The organism is Cohnella phaseoli (assembly GCF_003386235.1).
Lineage (GTDB): Bacteria > Bacillota > Bacilli > Paenibacillales > Paenibacillaceae > Cohnella > Cohnella phaseoli.
In genome coordinates, this window is the sequence record NZ_QRDZ01000016.1 from 59,193 (window position 1) to 76,098 (window position 16,906).

Annotated in this window: 14 protein-coding genes; 4 read left to right on the forward strand and 10 right to left on the reverse strand. The window is 52.5% G+C overall.

Annotated features, from left to right (window positions below; genetic code table 11):
- Nucleotides 1-10: 10 nt before the first annotated feature.
- Nucleotides 11-1,141 (reverse strand): glycerol dehydrogenase, encoded by a 1,131-nt coding sequence (locus tag DFP98_RS19850; protein WP_116062352.1) that lies wholly within the window; start codon nt 1,139-1,141, stop codon nt 11-13.
- 253 nt (nt 1,142-1,394) lie between these two features.
- A complete protein-coding gene (locus DFP98_RS19855; RefSeq protein ID WP_116062353.1) occupies nt 1,395-3,083 on the reverse strand; it encodes a hypothetical protein in 1,689 nt (562 codons plus the stop codon).
- A gap of 236 nt (nt 3,084-3,319) precedes the next feature.
- Between DFP98_RS19855 and DFP98_RS19860 the strand changes: the two genes are divergently transcribed.
- Nucleotides 3,320-3,892, forward strand: a complete 573-nt coding sequence (locus tag DFP98_RS19860; protein ID WP_116062354.1) for a Uma2 family endonuclease — start codon at nt 3,320-3,322, stop codon at nt 3,890-3,892.
- Nucleotides 3,893-3,948: 56 nt separating this feature from the next.
- Here DFP98_RS19860 and helD read toward each other — a convergent pair whose 3' ends face one another.
- Nucleotides 3,949-6,393 carry an RNA polymerase recycling motor HelD gene (gene helD / locus DFP98_RS19865; protein ID WP_116062355.1) on the reverse strand — a complete coding sequence of 815 codons (2,445 nt, stop codon included), beginning with the start codon at nt 6,391-6,393 and terminating at the stop codon, nt 3,949-3,951.
- A gap of 580 nt (nt 6,394-6,973) precedes the next feature.
- Here helD and DFP98_RS19870 point away from each other — a divergent pair.
- Entirely contained in the window at nt 6,974-7,369 is a 396-nt protein-coding gene (locus DFP98_RS19870) for a VOC family protein (protein WP_116062356.1), read from the forward strand.
- Between the two features lie 789 nt (nt 7,370-8,158).
- Here the strand turns inward: DFP98_RS19870 and DFP98_RS19875 are convergent.
- The 7 genes from DFP98_RS19875 to DFP98_RS19905 form a co-directional block, all read right to left on the reverse strand.
- A complete protein-coding gene (locus DFP98_RS19875; RefSeq protein ID WP_220377136.1) occupies nt 8,159-9,835 on the reverse strand; it encodes a putative bifunctional diguanylate cyclase/phosphodiesterase in 1,677 nt (558 codons plus the stop codon).
- Nucleotides 9,836-9,981: 146 nt separating this feature from the next.
- Entirely contained in the window at nt 9,982-10,728 is a 747-nt protein-coding gene (locus DFP98_RS19880) for a class I SAM-dependent methyltransferase (protein WP_116062358.1), read from the reverse strand.
- Between the two features lie 298 nt (nt 10,729-11,026).
- The gene (locus DFP98_RS19885) at nt 11,027-11,869 is read right to left on the reverse strand and encodes an ornithine carbamoyltransferase (protein WP_116062359.1); all 843 of its coding nucleotides are present in this window, start codon (nt 11,867-11,869) and stop codon (nt 11,027-11,029) included.
- A 290-nt stretch (nt 11,870-12,159) separates the two neighbouring features.
- Nucleotides 12,160-13,278: a serine hydrolase domain-containing protein gene (locus tag DFP98_RS19890; protein ID WP_116062360.1), complete on the reverse strand. Its 1,119-nt coding sequence runs from the start codon at nt 13,276-13,278 to the stop codon at nt 12,160-12,162.
- Nucleotides 13,279-13,387: 109 nt separating this feature from the next.
- Nucleotides 13,388-14,473: an ankyrin repeat domain-containing protein gene (locus DFP98_RS19895; RefSeq protein WP_116062361.1), complete on the reverse strand. Its 1,086-nt coding sequence runs from the start codon at nt 14,471-14,473 to the stop codon at nt 13,388-13,390.
- A 36-nt stretch (nt 14,474-14,509) separates the two neighbouring features.
- On the reverse strand, nt 14,510-14,776 hold the full coding sequence (locus DFP98_RS19900) for a barstar family protein (RefSeq protein WP_116062362.1): 267 nt from the start codon (nt 14,774-14,776) through the stop codon (nt 14,510-14,512).
- A complete protein-coding gene (locus DFP98_RS19905) occupies nt 14,773-15,303 on the reverse strand; it encodes a ribonuclease domain-containing protein (RefSeq protein ID WP_246016605.1) in 531 nt (176 codons plus the stop codon). The genes DFP98_RS19900 and DFP98_RS19905 overlap by 4 nt, the downstream gene beginning before the upstream one ends.
- 278 nt (nt 15,304-15,581) lie before the next feature.
- On the opposite strand from DFP98_RS19905, the gene DFP98_RS19910 reads away from it, so the two are divergent.
- Both DFP98_RS19910 and DFP98_RS19915 read left to right on the forward strand, forming a co-directional pair.
- Entirely contained in the window at nt 15,582-16,022 is a 441-nt protein-coding gene (locus tag DFP98_RS19910; RefSeq protein WP_209073853.1) for a signal peptidase II, read from the forward strand.
- A gap of 118 nt (nt 16,023-16,140) precedes the next feature.
- Nucleotides 16,141-16,818: a FadR/GntR family transcriptional regulator gene (locus tag DFP98_RS19915; RefSeq protein WP_246016606.1), complete on the forward strand. Its 678-nt coding sequence runs from the start codon at nt 16,141-16,143 to the stop codon at nt 16,816-16,818.
- Nucleotides 16,819-16,906 lie beyond the last annotated feature (88 nt).

Sequence of the window (16,906 nt, forward strand, 5' to 3'; positions counted from 1 at the left end):
AAAACGGTTTTTATCTTTGCGATTTGACGTATTTCATATATTGGTTCGCTTGGACAATCCCGTCGTAGATGAGATCCTCGGTTACGAGAAACGGCTCGCATAGCCAATTGGACGGCGTCGAAGCTTTGGCAATCGTTCTTATGTTCTCTTCAGTCGGCTCTATGCTCAGGTCCTCCAGCGTGGTCGGCAAGCCGACTTGAAGACAAAACCCCACGACTTCCTCGATTTCGCTCATCGGCCTGTTCTCGATCATCAACTGGCAGATTGTGCCGAATGCGACCTTCTCGCCGTGAAGCGACTTATGGCTCTCTTGGAGTTCCGTCATTCCGTTGGCAATGGCATGCGCTCCTGCGCATCCGGAGTTTTCAAAGCCTAGCCCCGAAAACAGAATGTTAACCTCTACGACATCCTCAAGCGCTTTCGTGCATACCTGAGATTCTGCTGCGATCTTCGCTTTCAAGCCCTCTTCGAGCAATATCTCGTAGCAGGACTTTGCAATCGCCATCGCCAGCCGGGTCCTTCTGCAACCGCTGCCATCCCGGTTCATAAAAATGTAATTCCCGCTATCCGACCAGTCATTGGCCCTTGCCTCGAAATAAGTGGCCAGAGCGTCTCCCATTCCGGCGACAAGAAATCTGACCGGCGCTTTGCTAATAATCTCGACGTCTACCAATACGAGATCCGGATTCTTGGCGTACCAGCGTTCGTGGCTATGTTGTCCGTTTTCGTGATACACGACGGATAGCGCGCTGCATGGCGCATCCGTAGAAGCCGTCGTCGGCATGATAACAAGAGGAAGCTTCGTATCCGCGGCAACGCCTTTGGCCACGTCCAGAGTTTTTCCGCCGCCGATCCCTACGATGACCTCTGCCTGTTCGGCGCTTGCCAGACCGGTTACCCTCTCCATCTCCTGAAGAGTCACCTCTCCGTTAAACTTCACTACGGCTACGTCATATCCCGCTGCGTCGTACATGCTGCGGAGCTTCACGTTGAAATCTTCGTAGAAAAAACTGTCTACTAGCACCAGCGCCTTCTGGCCGAATCGTCCGGTGTAGCTGGCCAAGTGATTAAACTCGCCTTTCCCTTGTATGTATTTACCGGGTGCGCCGAATCCCCTGACCGGATACGTAACCATCGCCATGCCACCACTCCTCTTCAAGTTGTACAAGCTCCTGAGACATGCCGGTTTCTGATCAGATCCGATTTTCAACGTACAATTTATTGTACATTGGAAATATAACATATCCCGATTTTGATTGTCAATCCGCGTTTCGAATTTGAAATCCTATTGGCCGCGAGCGTTGCGCCCAATAGAGAAAAGGAATGGTTTTGTCCGCTGTCTGAAACCGGCAAAGCCATTCCTTATCCAAAGATCGTTTATTCAGTTGTCTAACCTACTCCATGCTCGCGACGCTTACGGATTTTCCTTCTGTAGAGTGCCATACGATGACTTGCCGGTCAGACGTCCACATGATCGGCTCTCCGGTGCCCAGTCGCGTAACCTTGTCGCTGTCGAGATCGATCAGATAGCTCCCCATCCCCGCCAGCGAGACGGCGTAATACCGAGCGTGCTCATCGTGCGGCTCGGGAAGCGTACGCACGACCTGTGACGCCGCCTCTTCGCCGAGCTCCGACTTCAGTAAAGCCAACGCCTTCTCCGACAGAACCGACGCCTCCTCCTTGGACTGCAGCCCTTGACGATAATGATACAGCGCTTTGCCTCTGACGGAAGGGAAATCCGAGGTTCCGAATAGAGGAACCGCCACCGTATCTTGATCGGTCCATTCTATGGGATAAATCAAGTGCCAGCCATTACTGTGCCCGATATACGCCGCTTTGGGGAATGTCGACTCCACCTTGCCCTGCGCATCCACGATCGTAAGATCGGCAGAGGGGCCGAGGTCGGAATCCGAGTCCGCCAAGACAGCGATATGCTTCCCGTCAGGGGATGCGGCCATGCCGTAAATGGGACTTTTCGACTCGTAAATCGACTGCTTTGTTCCATCGGACGGATTTACGCGAAAGACCGTTTTTAACCCTTTGGCGACATAGAACTCCACTTCCTCTGGCTCCGCAAACGAATAGATCGCGCCGACCCCTTCGTCGCTGTAGCTCCCCTCGTTGAGGTTGCTCCATTCCTGCACGGTAACATCTCCAATTTCCCTGCTTTCCGGGAAAAACCGATACACGATGCCGTTTCGATTATAAATCAGAATTTCCCGGTCGAGGGCTTCGGAATACGGCTGAGTCTGGATCAGCGCAGCCGCATCGAAGCCGTGCTCATGCACGGTTCGTCCGGCGGTATCGACCCAGCGCAGCCCGCTCCATGCCCGGCCTTGCCGAATCGTCACTTGGCCGTCGTCTTGCGAAGAATGAACGGAGAATCGCTCTCCGTCCATGCTTTTAACCTCGTTCAGCAGCAGTTGAATTTCGGCTCCTTCCGGCAAATCCGGGAACAGAACGACGATTCGGCGCAAATCCGGCATCTTGTAATCCGGCTTCGCAAAGCTCGCGGCATCCGAACGCAGCAGCAGCGAGGCTTGTACTGCATCCCGGACAGACTGCAGATCGATATCGCGATTAGCCGTCAGGATAACCCTGTCGCTGTCTTCATCGACGGTAACGTTGAGCTCTGGCTCCGCCTTCTCCGCGGACGGATCGAGCAGCAGTTGCATCCATTCCATGCTCAGTCCCCAAGCTCTCCCGCTCTCTTCGCCAGGGAGCGAAGCATACAGCTTGACGCTGACCCCCCAACCGTTCGTCTTCCCCATATCCTGAATGGCAAATGTCCGATTCTGCTTAACCCCGCGAACCACCAACTCGTAGCCTTCGCCCGACTCCTCCGGATCGCCGATATAAGAAGGACGCGCGTTTTTGATTCCCTGCAGCAAGCGCTGAAGAACAACACCCTCCCGATGCTCGCGTAGAACGCCGCCATCGCGATTCAACACAGCCATCGATACGACGTCTTCCGGCAACGGAATCGGCACTCGGTCGTTGTTCGCCTTCTCCGGCTTGATCGGACTGCACGCCGACAAGATCGCCACAACCATCAAAAGCAGCAAAATCCCTCTCCGCGCCATGCCACCTAACCCCCTGTAAGTAACCGATGCTTCTTTGCTAACTTAGACGAGGAAAGCGCCCGGAACGTTGCGACTCAGCAGCCCGGTCACCAGGTTTAAAGCTCCATTCCCTTGTTTCTGCAACGGTTCTTTAGTCGGCGATCAGATCTCCTCTACCGGTCCATCCGGGTACGGTTGGCGTCTCACGATCTATGCTATAATGGGAATAAGAGTATTCTCCGAATGGAGGAAAGACGATGAAGATGCCGTTAGAACAATCCAAGCTGACTTATCGGCAATATTTGCGGTGGCCGGAAGGCGCGCGGATTGAGTTGATCGATGGGAACGTCTACAACATGACCCCTGCACCTTCTCGGATGCATCAAAAAATACTTATGGCGTTAAGTTCCCGATTTGAAGCCCATCTTCGCGGTAAAACCTGCGAAGTTTACCCCGCTCCCTTTGACGTTCGTCTACCGAAGCCCGGCGTGGCGGATGAAGATACCGATACGGTCGTACAGCCGGATATTACGGTTGTGTGCGATGTATCCAAGCTAGACGATCGAGGCTGCAAGGGTGCGCCGGATCTTGTTGTCGAAATTATTTCGCCAGGCAGCCTCAAGCTGGACATCTCGACGAAAAAGTCGCTTTACGAATCCTCCGGGATAAAAGAATACTGGATTGTGTACCCTTCGGAAAAGATCGTTACGATATATACGCTATCGGCAAGTGGCAAGTATGAGTTGCTCGAATCCTATAGCGTGGACGACGTGATTCCCGTTTCGATCTTCCCGGACTTCGTCATTCATGCGAACGAAATATGGGCCTAACGGAGGCAATTACGTAAGTTGGACCTGAATACCGGGCTTACTTGATCCACCTTCAATCACAAAGAACCCGTCCGGTTTTCCATCTCATACAACTCCGAATCAAGATCTCGCAAATACGGCGTCACCTCTCCAAGCGAATACAATCTAAGTTGGTGCATGGCGCGGGTGCAGGCGGTATAGAACAGCTTGCGCTCGCTCTCTCGGCCGTAAGCCTGAGCGGAAGCATCATAGATGAGCACGGCATCGAACTCGACGCCTTTCGCCAGATACGCGGGAATAACCGCAATCCCTTTCTCGAACGTCAGCGTCTCTTTCGTGACGAGCCGCAGCGCTTCTCCTCCTTGTTCCGTCAAAGCATCGTACGCTTCACGGGCCTCGGCCGCCGTTTTCGTAATCACCGCAATCGAATCGAAACCCTCGGCCTGCAGCACGGCAAGATCCGCAAAGATTCGCTCATCTCGCTCCTTGCCGTCGCCCAACTTCAACAGGCGCGGCTTGCCTCCGTACCTCTCGAACGGGACGATCTCCTCCCCGCCGGGCAGCATCCCCTTCGTAAACGCCACAATTTCCTGCGTGGAGCGATAGCTCCGAACAAGCCGAATCAGATTCGTTTCTTCATGGCCGTACAGACGAACAAGCGGCGAGTCTTCCTCATGCAAACTGGTCGCCTGCACAAAAATCGCCTGGCCGAAATCGCCCAGTACCGTCATGCGAGCGCGCGGAAACAATCGTTTTAGAAAAGCATATTGGAACGGCGAATAATCCTGTCCTTCATCTACAAAAACATGCCGCACATCGGTATTTCTCCTCACGCCTTCCACAAGCTCCCTCATGTACAGGAAAGGAGTCGCATCCTCGTACAGCAGCTCAAGCCGCTCCAGCTTTGCCCGCGTCTGCCTGCCGATTTCCGTCCAATGCTCGGGTACCTCCGTTCCGCCGGTCATCCGGCGATAATCCGCCTCCTCGCCAAACAGTTGGCCGTACAGCCCAATCAAGTCCACGAACTTGAATCGCTTCACCTCCTGCCGCAGCGGACGGAAGCTCTCTTTCACGATCATGCGGCGAAGCAGTTCCTCCTCCTGTCCGGCGAAATCGAATACATTTTCCTCGCCTTGTTCCCGGCCGCGAAGCTCTCCATACTCCTCAACGTACTCTCGTGTAAAATCGAATACCACTTCTTCCCGCTGAACCTTTTTGAGCAGAGTTCTGTAGGCTTCGTCGTATTGATCGTTGTCGAGATAATCAAGCTCGTCTTGAACCCAGGTCGCCGCGCACTCCTCGCTCTCCAGAGCTTTAAGCTCCTTCAGCAGCCAATCCTTCAGCAGCGCAACGCGATTGTCCAGTCGAACCGAACTGTCGTAGCTGTAAAACTGCGTTTCCATCCGCTGCGCCGTAATCAGCACCCGATCTCTGAAGCGAATATCGCAAAACCTCATGCCCTCCCGGCATAGCCACGCCGCGTAGTCTTGGAGCGCCAGCAAAAACGCCTCCGACGCCTTGTAGCGGATCCCTTGCATACGCGCCTCATTTTCCGTTGTCGGCGCCGCTGTGAGCACGTCTTCAAGTTGGTCAAACGGGCTCTCCGGGCGCATGTCGGGCTCAAGCCAGTAAGCAAGGTATTCTTGGAACGTCGTCTGCTGAATATTCTCCTCACCGAGCTCGGGGAGAACCGTAGACACATAACTGTTAAACATCGGATTAGGCGAAAACAACACGATCTGATCCGCCGCAAGTCGATCGCGGTGTCGATACAGCAAGTAGGCTGCACGCTGCATCGCAGCGGATGTTTTGCCACTGCCGGCTGCGCCTTGTACGATGAGCATCCGGCTTTTATCGTCCCTTATTATCGCGTTCTGCTCCTTCTGGATCGTCGCCACAATGCTCTTCATTTGCGTATCCGCGCCTTGGCCGAGCGCCTGCTGAAGCAGCTCGTCTCCAATCGTTATGCTGGTATCGAAAACATTGCGAAGCTGTCCGTCGCGAATCTGGTATTGACGCTTTAACCGCATTTCTCCTGTGAGGAGACCGCCAGGCGTGGCATACGCGACCCTTCCTGGAGAATAGTCGTAGTATAAGCTGGCAATCGGCGTTCTCCAGTCGTAGACCAGGAAGCTCATCCCGTCCTCAGCGGCGAAGGACGACACACCGATATAGATCGATTCGTTGAAACCCGTGCCATCCTCTTCAAAATCAATACGACCGAAGAAGGGAGAAGGCAATAGTCGCTTCATATTGTTCCACTGCCGCAAACGCAGGCGATGGCTGCGCTCGCGCTCGGACAGCAGCGCCTCTTGCTGCCTGATGCTATAGAAGGTTTCTTCGAAGTCCTCATGCGTGCTTGTGTTGACCGTCACTTCTTCCCAGAACCGTCTGCGGATGTCCGTCACCTGATTGCGTAACCCGGTCACCTCAGGTTCCATATCGGCGATTCTCAGCTTCAGTTGCTCCGTGACCCGCTCAAGCCATTCCTGCTCTTGCTTCCAATCGTTCGCATTGATCATCGTTTCGAACACGCTCCTTTTGCGGTCTTGGGCAGTGTAAAAAACACATTTGACAAACAGCTAGCCGGCATGATAAGATAATAGTGTGGATAAAATGCAATAACTATGTGACTTGAACGAAAACAGGCGCATGGGTTTTCTAAGCATACCACACGAGCGAATGCATGTAAATTGTTTTTATATATGAGGGAAGCAACCGACAGTTGTCGGTTGCTTTTTTCTATAGATGATCCATACGCGTACACAAACTCGAAGCAATCCCGCAACACCTCTCGAACTAGATCGTCTTTGGAACTCAACTAGCCTCTTACACGCGCAAATCCGAGTACTCGACCTCCTCTTGAGCTCCAGCGGGCCGTTACGGGAGCATGTAGATGTACGTCTATTGGTCCGCCGCGTTTTTTATTGGAGCTTATACCGGAGAAACCGCGAGCTGCCCTCCGAGCCCCTGCCTTATCCATTCCTTTATTGCCAACCGCTCGCTTTGGACATACTTAAGAGAAGTTTTTTATGTAAATACGTAGGATCGGACAACCCGATCAAGTATTACTTAGCGAGGTCAAATTGCAGGAGGGATTGTGTGAGCAGATTAGTGCATTTCGAGATTCATGTAAATGACATGGAGCGTGCCAAGCAGTTTTATGGCGAGGTATTTGGATGGACGTTCGAGGATTGGAGCGAGTACGCCGGTATGCCCTACTTCGGCGCCACGACAGGGCCTGCGGATGAACTGGGAGTCAACGGAGCCTTGGTTCAGCGTCGAGGCCCAGCCCCCGAACCTGGTCAGCCATTGAGCGGTTACGCATGTACGATGGGCGTAGGAAATTACGATGAGACTGAAGCGAAAATCGTTAGCCTAGGAGGCCAGATCGCCTTGCCGAAGTATGCGCTGCCCGGCATGGCGTGGCAGGGGTATTACCTTGATCCGGAAGGCAACGTTTTCGGCATTCACCAGCCGGACAAGTCGGCTAAGTAACCGGTCTTCGCTCTCAACAAACCGTGTCCTATAAGCAACCTTCAATTTTCTCCGAAAGATAATCGATGATAAAAGCACAAGGGGATGTACTCTATACGCTCCTGAAACTTGAATGGGGAAACCCGTTGCAATGTGATTTCAGGAGCGTATAAGGCAGTCTCAGGGCAATACTTCCGGATAATTACCTATAGTTATCCGCATAATCTATTGAGTCGCTTTAGTGCCACACGATACAACCCTTGGAATTTTGTCTATTTGTACGATTTTCCGGACAAACGTTGGCGGCTTAAGTCTGATTTGAGCTACTTTGTACGATTTTTCGAACAAACGTGCGCCTTTTAACCCTGATTCGAGCTACTTTGTACGGTTTTTCGAACAAATGTGCGCCTTTTAACCCTGATTCGAGCTACTTTGTACGACTTTTCGAACAAACGTGCGCCTTTTAACCCTGATTTGAGTTACTTTGTACGACTTTTCGAACAAACCGAAATGTCCGCCAACTTGAGTCCGATTCGAGCTACTTTGTACGATTTTTCGAACAAGCGTGCGCCTTCAAACCCTGATTCGAGCTACTTTGTACGGTTTTCCGGACAAAAGTCCGCGGCTTAACCCTGATTCGAACTGGGTGTACGACTCTCCGACTAACTTCCCTCGCAGAGGTCTCCTCGCAGGGCGTAAACTCATGTGTGCGAATAGGGCCGCAGATCCCTGAAACAGGATTTTAGCGCTTCATAGCGAGAAAGCGCAGCCCCGCAAGTCGACCTCTGCAACACCGTCACATCGCTTATTTCACTCCCGATATGCAGCGAGCAGCTTATCAGCCGGAATCGGCCTGGAGAAGTAGAACCCCTGTGCCGTATCGCATCCCCACATGCGCAGCATCTCCACCTGTTCGACGGCCTCCATGCCTTCGGCCACCACTTGAATTTGCAGATTGTGAGCCATCGTAATCATCGCTTTGACGAGGTTTTCGCTTTTCTTGTGCTCCATCATCTGCAGGATAAACGAGCGGTCGATTTTCAGCTTGTCGATGCTGACCTGGCTCAGTTGGCTTAGCGAGCTGTAACCGGTACCGAAATCGTCGATGCTGACCTGCACGCCAAGCGGTTTCAGCTTCTGCAAAACCTGCTCCAAACGGGCCGAGTCCGCTGCGCAGCTCTCGGTAATTTCCAGCTCCAGCAATTCGGCCGGCATGCCGGACAGCTCCAAAGCGCGAATCACCTTGTCCGTAAACGCTTCTTCCTGAAACTGGCATATCGCGACATTGACCGATACGGTCATTGACCGCAGCCCTTGCTTCTGCCAGTCCATGTTCTGGCGGCAAGCCTCCTGCAAAATCCACTCGCCAATCGGAATCATCAAGCTGCTGGTTTCTGCGGTCGGGATAAAATAAGCCGGCGACAGCATGCCTTTAGCCGGGTGGTTCATGCGAATGAGCGCTTCCGTTCCGCGAATAGCCCCGGTGCGAAGATCGATCTGCGGTTGATAATGCAGCTCGAACCAGCCGTGCTCCAGCGCCTTATGCAGCTCGTCGATAATCGTAAGCCGATTGACCGACAATTGCTCCATCTGCGGCTTGAACATGACCGCACAATTGCGTTGGAGCTTCGCATGGTGCAAAGCGATATCCGCCGACTTGAGCAGCTTCTGTGCCGTTGTCCCGCGTTCCGTGAAATAGGCCATTCCAATGCTGCAGGTGGAATGGATCGGCGTATCCATCAACAGGAACGGCACCCTGAACTTCGACAAGATGCGCTCGCTCCAGCGGATCAATTCGTCCTGATTTTCCACATCGAGCAGAATAAACATAAACTCGTCGCCGCTCATGCGAATGACGATACGGCGTTCACTCGTATACTCAACCAACCGCTTCGCTATTTCCTGCAGCATCAAGTCTCCGAGCTGATGCCCGAAGGAATCGTTGACATGCTTGAAATCGTCGAAGTCGATAAACATCAAACCGACGGAATACCCGTCCTCTTCGCATTGCTGCATCAGACGGAGCGCATGATGATCGAACCAGCGCCGATTCGGCAAGCCGGTCAGCTCGTCGTGATAGGCCCAATGCTCAATATCGCGCTCATACTTCTTCCGCGCGGTAACGTCGCGAATGAGCGCCAGGATGGCCTGTTCGCCTTCATACGGAATGGCAACGCCGGTTACTTCAACATCGAGAATCTCGTTCTCTGAATTACGAATTCGAATTTCAGTAGGCGAGGTTTGGTTCCCTTCCTTGATCATATACTCGATACGTTGCTTCAGGGCGTCCCAGTATTCCGGCAACACGAACCCGAAAATCGATTTTCCGATCGCCTGATCTCTGGTCCCCTTAAGCATATTAAGCCCTCGGTCATTAACGAAGCGGATTCGGGCATCCTGCGTGTAGATAATTACGGGATCGAACGAAAGATCCGTTAACCGCGCATAGCGAGAAGCCAACTCCTGAAGCCGCTGCAGCTCCTCCATCATACACCTCCGTTGCCAGCTGAATTTTCTCGGCCATTTACAGGCTGCCGTCTTGGAGCTTTGTCCGAAAATATGGAATTCATCTTCGATATAGAATCATTCGACAAGGAATCGACAAATTCCTTTGCCTGTCGACAATCGAAAATCTACTTCCGAGCCGTAATCATAAATCGCTTGGCATTGGTCCGGATTCCTCGACTCGTTCGATACTTGGCGATAAAGCCGTGCAGCGCGGCAAAATCTCCGTCTGCCCGGCCGAAATTCGGGACGATTGGCGTGTGCTTCAGCAGAAACACAAGGTCTTCCGCCGTTTCGTAATATTCCGCAGCATCGTATTCCAAGGTATGAATCTCTCGAAACCCGGCTTCCGTAAGTTCGTTAACATACCGATCCCGCAAAGTACCGTCTTTAGCTGCAGTCTGTCGTCTCCCGAAGGCTTCTCCCAGATTGCTTTTATCCCCTTCGCTCACCTGTTGGGTCAGGAAAACGCCGCCCGGCTTCAGCACTCTGGCCGCTTCCGCAGCGCAGAAAGGCGCATGCCGGCAAGACACGACGTCGAAAAAGCCATCCGGAAACTCGATTCGATCCGCATCCATTCGCAGCATTCGCACATTCGCTTTGCCCGCAGCCGCCGCATTAGCTTGCGCGGTTCGGACCATTCCGTCCGCGTTATCGATCCCCACTAACAGGGAGGCCGCATCGCTTAACGAAAGTAGCTGTTCGCCGCCGCCCGTGCCTATATCCAGTAAAAGATCCGACTTGCCGCACCGCTTCGCCACTTCGTTATAGAAATCCCATTTTACTCCCTCAGATACGCATTTCACGCGGCTGAAGTCCCAACCGTTTTCCGCACCGACACGATTATAAAAAGCTTTATACTGCGTTTCGTCCATATAGTAATCTCATTCCTCTCCAAGGATAAATAAAGAGCCAAAGAAGGCTGAAGCTGCCGAACATAGAGTACAAGAGAATACACCTGTCCCATTCGCGCAACTTATGGCGTCCTTTGACTACATTCGCATGCGATGACAAGTCGGTACCGTCCGAAGCTTTATCCCGGGTCAATGAGCAGAGATCCCCCTTGACGGCCGACACGCGGCTGACCCAGCCCGAGAACTAATGACTTCGAACGATTCGGTTGAGCATTCGCTTCACCTCATTGGAAGATCGCGTCAATTGGAGGAACGTCGCTCAAACGCCGCAGTAAAGCAGAATCGCCTGTTGAACGCAAACCAGGTTCTTCTTGAAGTCGTAGCCGACAAAATAATCCGAGGCCAACGCCTCTGCGCTTACTTCCTCGCCTCTGTAAAAAGGCGGACAAGGGTTCAGCAAGGCGCCCGGTCGCGCCTTCGTCATTCGCTCCAAGGTCACTCGATAGTCGCGAAGATGCTCTTCCGTTTGGAAACCCTCAGGCCATGAATCCGTCAGCACAACGTCGCTGTTCGGCAGCGCCTCCTCCAATTCCGTGTAGAAAGAGTAATTAGGCGATTGCTCCCCCAACTGATGACCTTGCGCGCTGACGTGGTTAAATTTTAAATTCATAACCTTGGCGATCGCCGCCCACGATTTACCGATGTTTCCGGCCGGGCCAACGAACGTATACGTCAGCTCCCGATAATTCTCCTTGCGCTCGCGGATCGAGTACAGATCCGCCAAAATCTCGCAGGGGTGATTTTCGGATGTCATCGCGTTAATGACCGGAATCGCCGAGTGCTTGGCAAGCTCTGTGATTTTGGCGAAGCTCGCATGTCTGATCACGATGCCGTCCGCCCAGTTCTCCATATATTTTGCGATGTCCGACAGGCGCTCTTTTCGATCGAGAGTTTCGGGCGGAAAGAGAATACACTCTCCTCCCAAGCTTCTGATCCCTTTCTCGAACGTGATCCGGGTTCTTAAGCTCGTCTCGGGAAAGAAAAGAACAATCGTTTTGCCCGCAAGTCGCTTGTCCTCTTGATTTCGCTGTAGTGCTTCGGCAAGCCTGAAAATACCCGCTATATCAGTAGACGACAGCTGATCCAAGTCTAATAAGTGCATCCCTGTTGTCCCCCCCTTAAAATCGTAAAGCGACGAACCAGCCCTAACATCTGTCATCGCAGTTCCGACGAGTGGTCGAAGTTTTGCGCAAAAGGCGACCGTCCCTACTCTTCGGGAACGATCGCCTGCCTTGCGCTTGGCCTTAACGATACTGCGCTATTCTACTGGAATGAAGCCGAGAAATAGGCCGCGTAGGTCCAGCTATTAGCTTGGAAGGTTACTTTCAGGAAATTTTCCTCATACTAATAATTGTAAATTAAAACGTTTTATTTGTAAATTATGTATTTTATTTATTCGGGTTGAATCGCCGGAATGACGTAATCGAGAATGAGTTTATCGGAGATAGAATCGTCTTTGGACTCATGATCGGAGGTAACAACGATTACAGTATCCCACTGCGGAATGATCTGAATGTGCTGTCCGCCGTAGCCGCTCGCCTCATAGACCGATACCGGATTGCCCGACTTGTCCTTGAACTCGGACAACCAGAACAGGTAACCGTAGCCGTACGTCTCCTCGGCAGTGACGTACCGAGTGAACGATTCCGCGACCCAGTTCTCGGACACGATCTGATCCCCTTGCCATTTCCCTTTCTGCAAGTACAAATAACCGAGCTTCGCCATGTCGCGGGGCCGTAGAGATAGCAACGTTCCTCCGTTGTAATAGCCCTGCAAGTCCGTGCTCCACTCGAATTCGGTAATATTCAGCGGTTCGAACAAGTATTTCTTGGCGAACTGCTTGGTCGTCATATGGGACGCCTTGGTCAAAGCGATAGACAGCAGATGAACCATTCCGGTGTTGTAGATAAACGTTTCTCCAGGCTCGTTCACCATCGGTTTAGCCAACGTGTCGGCTCCCAGATCCAAGCTAGAGAACATGTTCTCGTCATTCGACTCCAGGCCGGCCGTTAATGTCAGCGCGTGCTTGACGGTAATCTGTTTTTTGCGTTCATCGTCCACGTTGGCGAACAAATCGGGCAGCAGCTCCGACAGCTTCTGGTTCACGCCTTTCATATAGCCTTTGTCGATGGCAATGCCGACAAGCGCCGAAGTGACGCTCTTGACGACCGAGAACACGCCGGTCGGGTCGTCCTTGCCCTTATGTTGATAATAGCGCTCGTACACGAGACGACCGTCCTTGACGATTAGCACGCTGAGCGTCTTCTTATGCTTCGTTGCGACGGCTTCGTCGATCTTCTGCAGCTTGGCCTCGTCGATTCCCGCTTCGGCCGGCTTCGCTTCCGGCCATTCGAAAGGCCCGTCGGCTGCAATGGGATCAGACGAGACTGATGTCGGAGTCGGAGTTGACGAAGCCGCGGGGATAGCGTTCTCCGTCTTGCCGCAACCGGCGACAAAAATAAACAGGCTAAGCAGGCCGATTATAAATTTTCTCCGCACATCCCGACTCATCCGTTCATCCTCCTAATGGCAGCGGACCGCATTAACCATAAACTACCACAAGGAATTTTCGTTAGGAAGTAGACTGGATATATTTTCCCCCTAACCATCCGAATATATCCTACTCGTGCAGCTCTCCCTCAAGAGCCTTGATGAGATAAAGCTCGGGCTGGGCGATAAACTCGGCAAAGCTGCATAGATCCGCATAAGTCTGATGCTCCACATCATAGCAGCCGATCTGCCCCTTCTTCTTCGGATTCCACACCAGCTGCAGATGGGAGCAGTTGTCGATGTCCGCGGACAGACGCAGCAGCTTTTGACGACCCGCCTTCATCTCGATCGTATCGATCAAAGTAAAAAAGTCGATAAATCCGATGGCATACTCGTTGGTCGGCAGTTCTATGCGCAGCTTGTCCCCTGTCAGGAAAGCGATAAGTCCGTCAGGCAGCTTATACTTCCTGAGCTCGTACTTCTTGTTCTCCAAATCGTGAAATTCGGCGGGCTCCAGCGCTTTCAAATAATCGGCCAGCTCCTTGTTTTTGTTGCCGACCGCAATCGTGTAGGGGCGCTCGCCGTCTTTTTCCGCCAGGGTCGCGTCCGCTCCGCGCTCGATTAAGTATTTGACTATAGCGACGTGTCCCATGCGCGTAGCCACAGTCAGCGGCGTGGCCCGGTAAGGATACACCATGTCCGGCTCATTATAGTTAATGTCCGCCCCGTGATCCAGTAGATAGGATATCGTATTCCTATCATAATTGGACACGGCTTGCCGCAAAACGGGACCGCCATGCTGTCTTATTTCAAGCCCAAGCTCCTGAATGAGCGGGATATTCTTTTTATTGCCATAATAAGCTTGCGAATAAGCGCCCGATCCGACGCGATTCAGCTTATCCATCTTGGCGCCTTGCGCCGCGACATAGCGAACGATGTTTTCCTTGCAGTAGCGAACGGCCCGCAAAAAGGCCGGATTATGAGGGACGTTCAGATTCGCGCCGTGCTCGACCAGCAGCTTTACCGCGTCCAGTCTTTCGGAGATCAGCGCCAGATCCAGCGGGCTTAGCGATACGTGCCGGCTAAGCAGGATATCCGCCTCCAAATCCCAACTAGCCGCAATCGCTTCCTGTAGCGCCGGGATATTGCCTGTATGAATGTGCATCGCCATTTCGGGCAGTTCCTCGAATTTTCCGATGTCCTTCAAAACGATCATGATCTTTTCCCCTCTCTCCCTATAGTTCGACTGCTCTTATCGCACAAGCTCAAAGCCGATCTCCTCGTCTTCGTCCGCAGCATCCTGAAAAAGCTCTATGATCGCGGAGTAGCGTTCCTCGCGCTCGGAATCGACGAACCATCTGATCTGCAGCGGCTTCGGCAAATAACCGGTGACGCAATCCCATAGCGCATCCAAGTTGCGGCCATACCATTCAGGCAAGCCGAGCTCTTCCTGCAGCCATTCATGAACGTCCTCGCAACGATCCGCTTCCGATTGTCTCAGCTCCACCGATACTATCATTCCGACACGCTCCCCTCCTTCGTGATATCCGTAAACGACTTATAATGATCCGTAGTCATATAAATCAAACCGTCACTGGAATACAAAATGCGGTCCGCCCCGCGCGTTCCTTGCTCGTAGTTGATATCCGCCTCGTACCAAACGCGGCCCTTGGCCTTCGGCAGAAGCCCCTCCCGATTGCCGAACCGGTCTCCCCCGATGCTTTTGCCTGGGGCGACCTTATGTAAATTCCCTTTGGAGGGAACCCAGCCGAGCGCCTCCGCCTCCTTCTTGGTTAAGAAATTATCCGGAAGTCCGTGATGAAGACGGATATAATCGGATACTTCCTTGAATCCGGTCAGCGGGGCCGGGGCTGAAGAAGGCACCCTCCCAATCTCGGAGGCGATTGGTGAAGGAGACGACTCGGCCGAGGAAGAGGGAGCCTCGATAAGGCTTGCGCATCCCGTCAGCAGCATGGCCAGAATGACAACCATCGCTGCTATCCATAAACGTGTACGGTTGCCGATGTGTCGTAATAGTGTAAGCATTAGATATCCTCATTTCCGTTGACGAACGCATCTGCTCAGTTGAGAGATTCCTCATACGCATTCACAGAATGTTCTATTATCGTAATTAGTGTACCAAAAACTGCATCGTCCCGCGATCAATCGCCTTAAGCCGACTTAGTCGAGGCCATCGGTTCAATTTTACGAATCTTGTCATATTACGTAAGCGTTTTTTTTGATATTGTGGAGTTAGCGTACTCAGACAGGAAGGGCGCGGCGCAGCCGGGTAGAATTAATTATGAGAGATGAGGGGGATTGCGATGTACTTCTACTTGATTATTGCCGCAGCGCTCATTATCGACATTGTGACCAAGCTCGCAATCCGCATGCAGCTGGAGCTTGGAGAAACGGCGGAAATTCCGGGGATCGGCATGCGGCTGATCCATCTCGTCAACACAGGCTCGACCGGCAATCTGTTCCACGGCTGGGGAAGAGCTCTTGCCGTTCTCGTTCTTTTACTCGCGGTGGCAGCAATCTACTTGCGGCGGAGAGGGAAGCTCGGCGGAACATTCGTACAAGTATGCATAGCACTCATCATCGGCGGGGCGCTTGGCAACGCCATCGATCGACTTCTGTACAATCAAGTGACGGACTTCCTCTTCTTCTCCGAGATGGCAACGATGAATTTTGCCGATATTTGGGTGTTCGCGGGGGTTCTGCTGCTGATCGTTCAACAGATCGTTCGCACATTTCGCAGCTAGAGCCGAAGCTTGCTCCGGCGAACCGCAAGACTCAGTTAGTCTTGACAGGCACGCAATGATCTTCTATGATTCACGTGATTAAGATGGGAGAATAGCTATTCGGATAGGAGTGCTAACCGTGGCGAAAATTCATAAACAACTGATGCATGAATTGGTGTCCCAGGAAATTCAAAAATATATCGAAGAGAAGCAACTGCAAGAAGGGGACAAGCTGCCCTCGGTAGAGGAAATGACAAGGATGTTCGGCGTCGGCCGCTCCTCGTTGCGCGAAGCGCTGAGGCACCTGGAAACGATTGAAATCGTGAAAGTCGTGAACGGCAAAGGCATTTTTGTAAGCGACGTCGGCACCTACCGCTTCGCGGGCAAAATCAAAGTGGAGAACGAGAAGCGTTTCCTGCTGTCGATTCTGGACGTGCGGCGAGCGCTTGAAGGCAAGGCGGTGGATCTGGCGGCCAAGCGAATTACCCCTCTTCAAACGGCGGAGCTTGAGGAAATTTTGCGCGAATACGATAAGCTGAAGGAAGCCGATCTCGACACGTCGAAAATCGACTTGGCGTTCCATCGCAGCGTCATGCGGGCCGCATCCAATCCGATTCTATTCAGCGTACTGGAGTCGATCTCCGGCATGTACGAGAAATTTTTTAATGAACCGCTTGGCGATAAGCGGCTGTTCGACGAAACCTATCCCTACCATCGCTCGATGTTTGAAGGTATTGCCGCGCGCGATCCCGAGCAGGCGGTGGCGGAATTCAACAAGATGATGAACCGGATTGAAGAAATTATTAGAACTTATTGACTCGTTTGCCTGCTGCCATTATTAATTTGACAAGTTTAAGAATTTTTTGTTGACAGAGTTAAGCGCTTTCTTTTACACTTATACCTAT

What these genes read in the sequence shown, in the direction of transcription:
- DFP98_RS19850 (WP_116062352.1), bottom strand. Translation starts at nt 1,141, where the DNA reads ATGGCGATGGTTACGTATCCGGTCAGGGGATTCGGCGCACCCGGTAAA.
- DFP98_RS19855 (WP_116062353.1), bottom strand. Translation starts at nt 3,083, where the DNA reads ATGGCGCGGAGAGGGATTTTGCTGCTTTTGATGGTTGTGGCGATCTTG.
- DFP98_RS19860 (WP_116062354.1), top strand. Translation starts at nt 3,320, where the DNA reads ATGAAGATGCCGTTAGAACAATCCAAGCTGACTTATCGGCAATATTTG.
- helD (WP_116062355.1), bottom strand. Translation starts at nt 6,393, where the DNA reads ATGATCAATGCGAACGATTGGAAGCAAGAGCAGGAATGGCTTGAGCGG.
- DFP98_RS19875 (WP_220377136.1), bottom strand. Translation starts at nt 9,835, where the DNA reads ATGGAGGAGCTGCAGCGGCTTCAGGAGTTGGCTTCTCGCTATGCGCGG.
- DFP98_RS19880 (WP_116062358.1), bottom strand. Translation starts at nt 10,728, where the DNA reads ATGGACGAAACGCAGTATAAAGCTTTTTATAATCGTGTCGGTGCGGAA.
- DFP98_RS19885 (WP_116062359.1), bottom strand. Translation starts at nt 11,869, where the DNA reads ATGCACTTATTAGACTTGGATCAGCTGTCGTCTACTGATATAGCGGGT.
- DFP98_RS19890 (WP_116062360.1), bottom strand. Translation starts at nt 13,278, where the DNA reads ATGAGTCGGGATGTGCGGAGAAAATTTATAATCGGCCTGCTTAGCCTG.
- DFP98_RS19895 (WP_116062361.1), bottom strand. Translation starts at nt 14,473, where the DNA reads ATGATCGTTTTGAAGGACATCGGAAAATTCGAGGAACTGCCCGAAATG.
- DFP98_RS19900 (WP_116062362.1), bottom strand. Translation starts at nt 14,776, where the DNA reads ATGATAGTATCGGTGGAGCTGAGACAATCGGAAGCGGATCGTTGCGAG.
- DFP98_RS19905 (WP_246016605.1), bottom strand. Translation starts at nt 15,303, where the DNA reads ATGCTTACACTATTACGACACATCGGCAACCGTACACGTTTATGGATA.
- DFP98_RS19910 (WP_209073853.1), top strand. Translation starts at nt 15,582, where the DNA reads ATGTACTTCTACTTGATTATTGCCGCAGCGCTCATTATCGACATTGTG.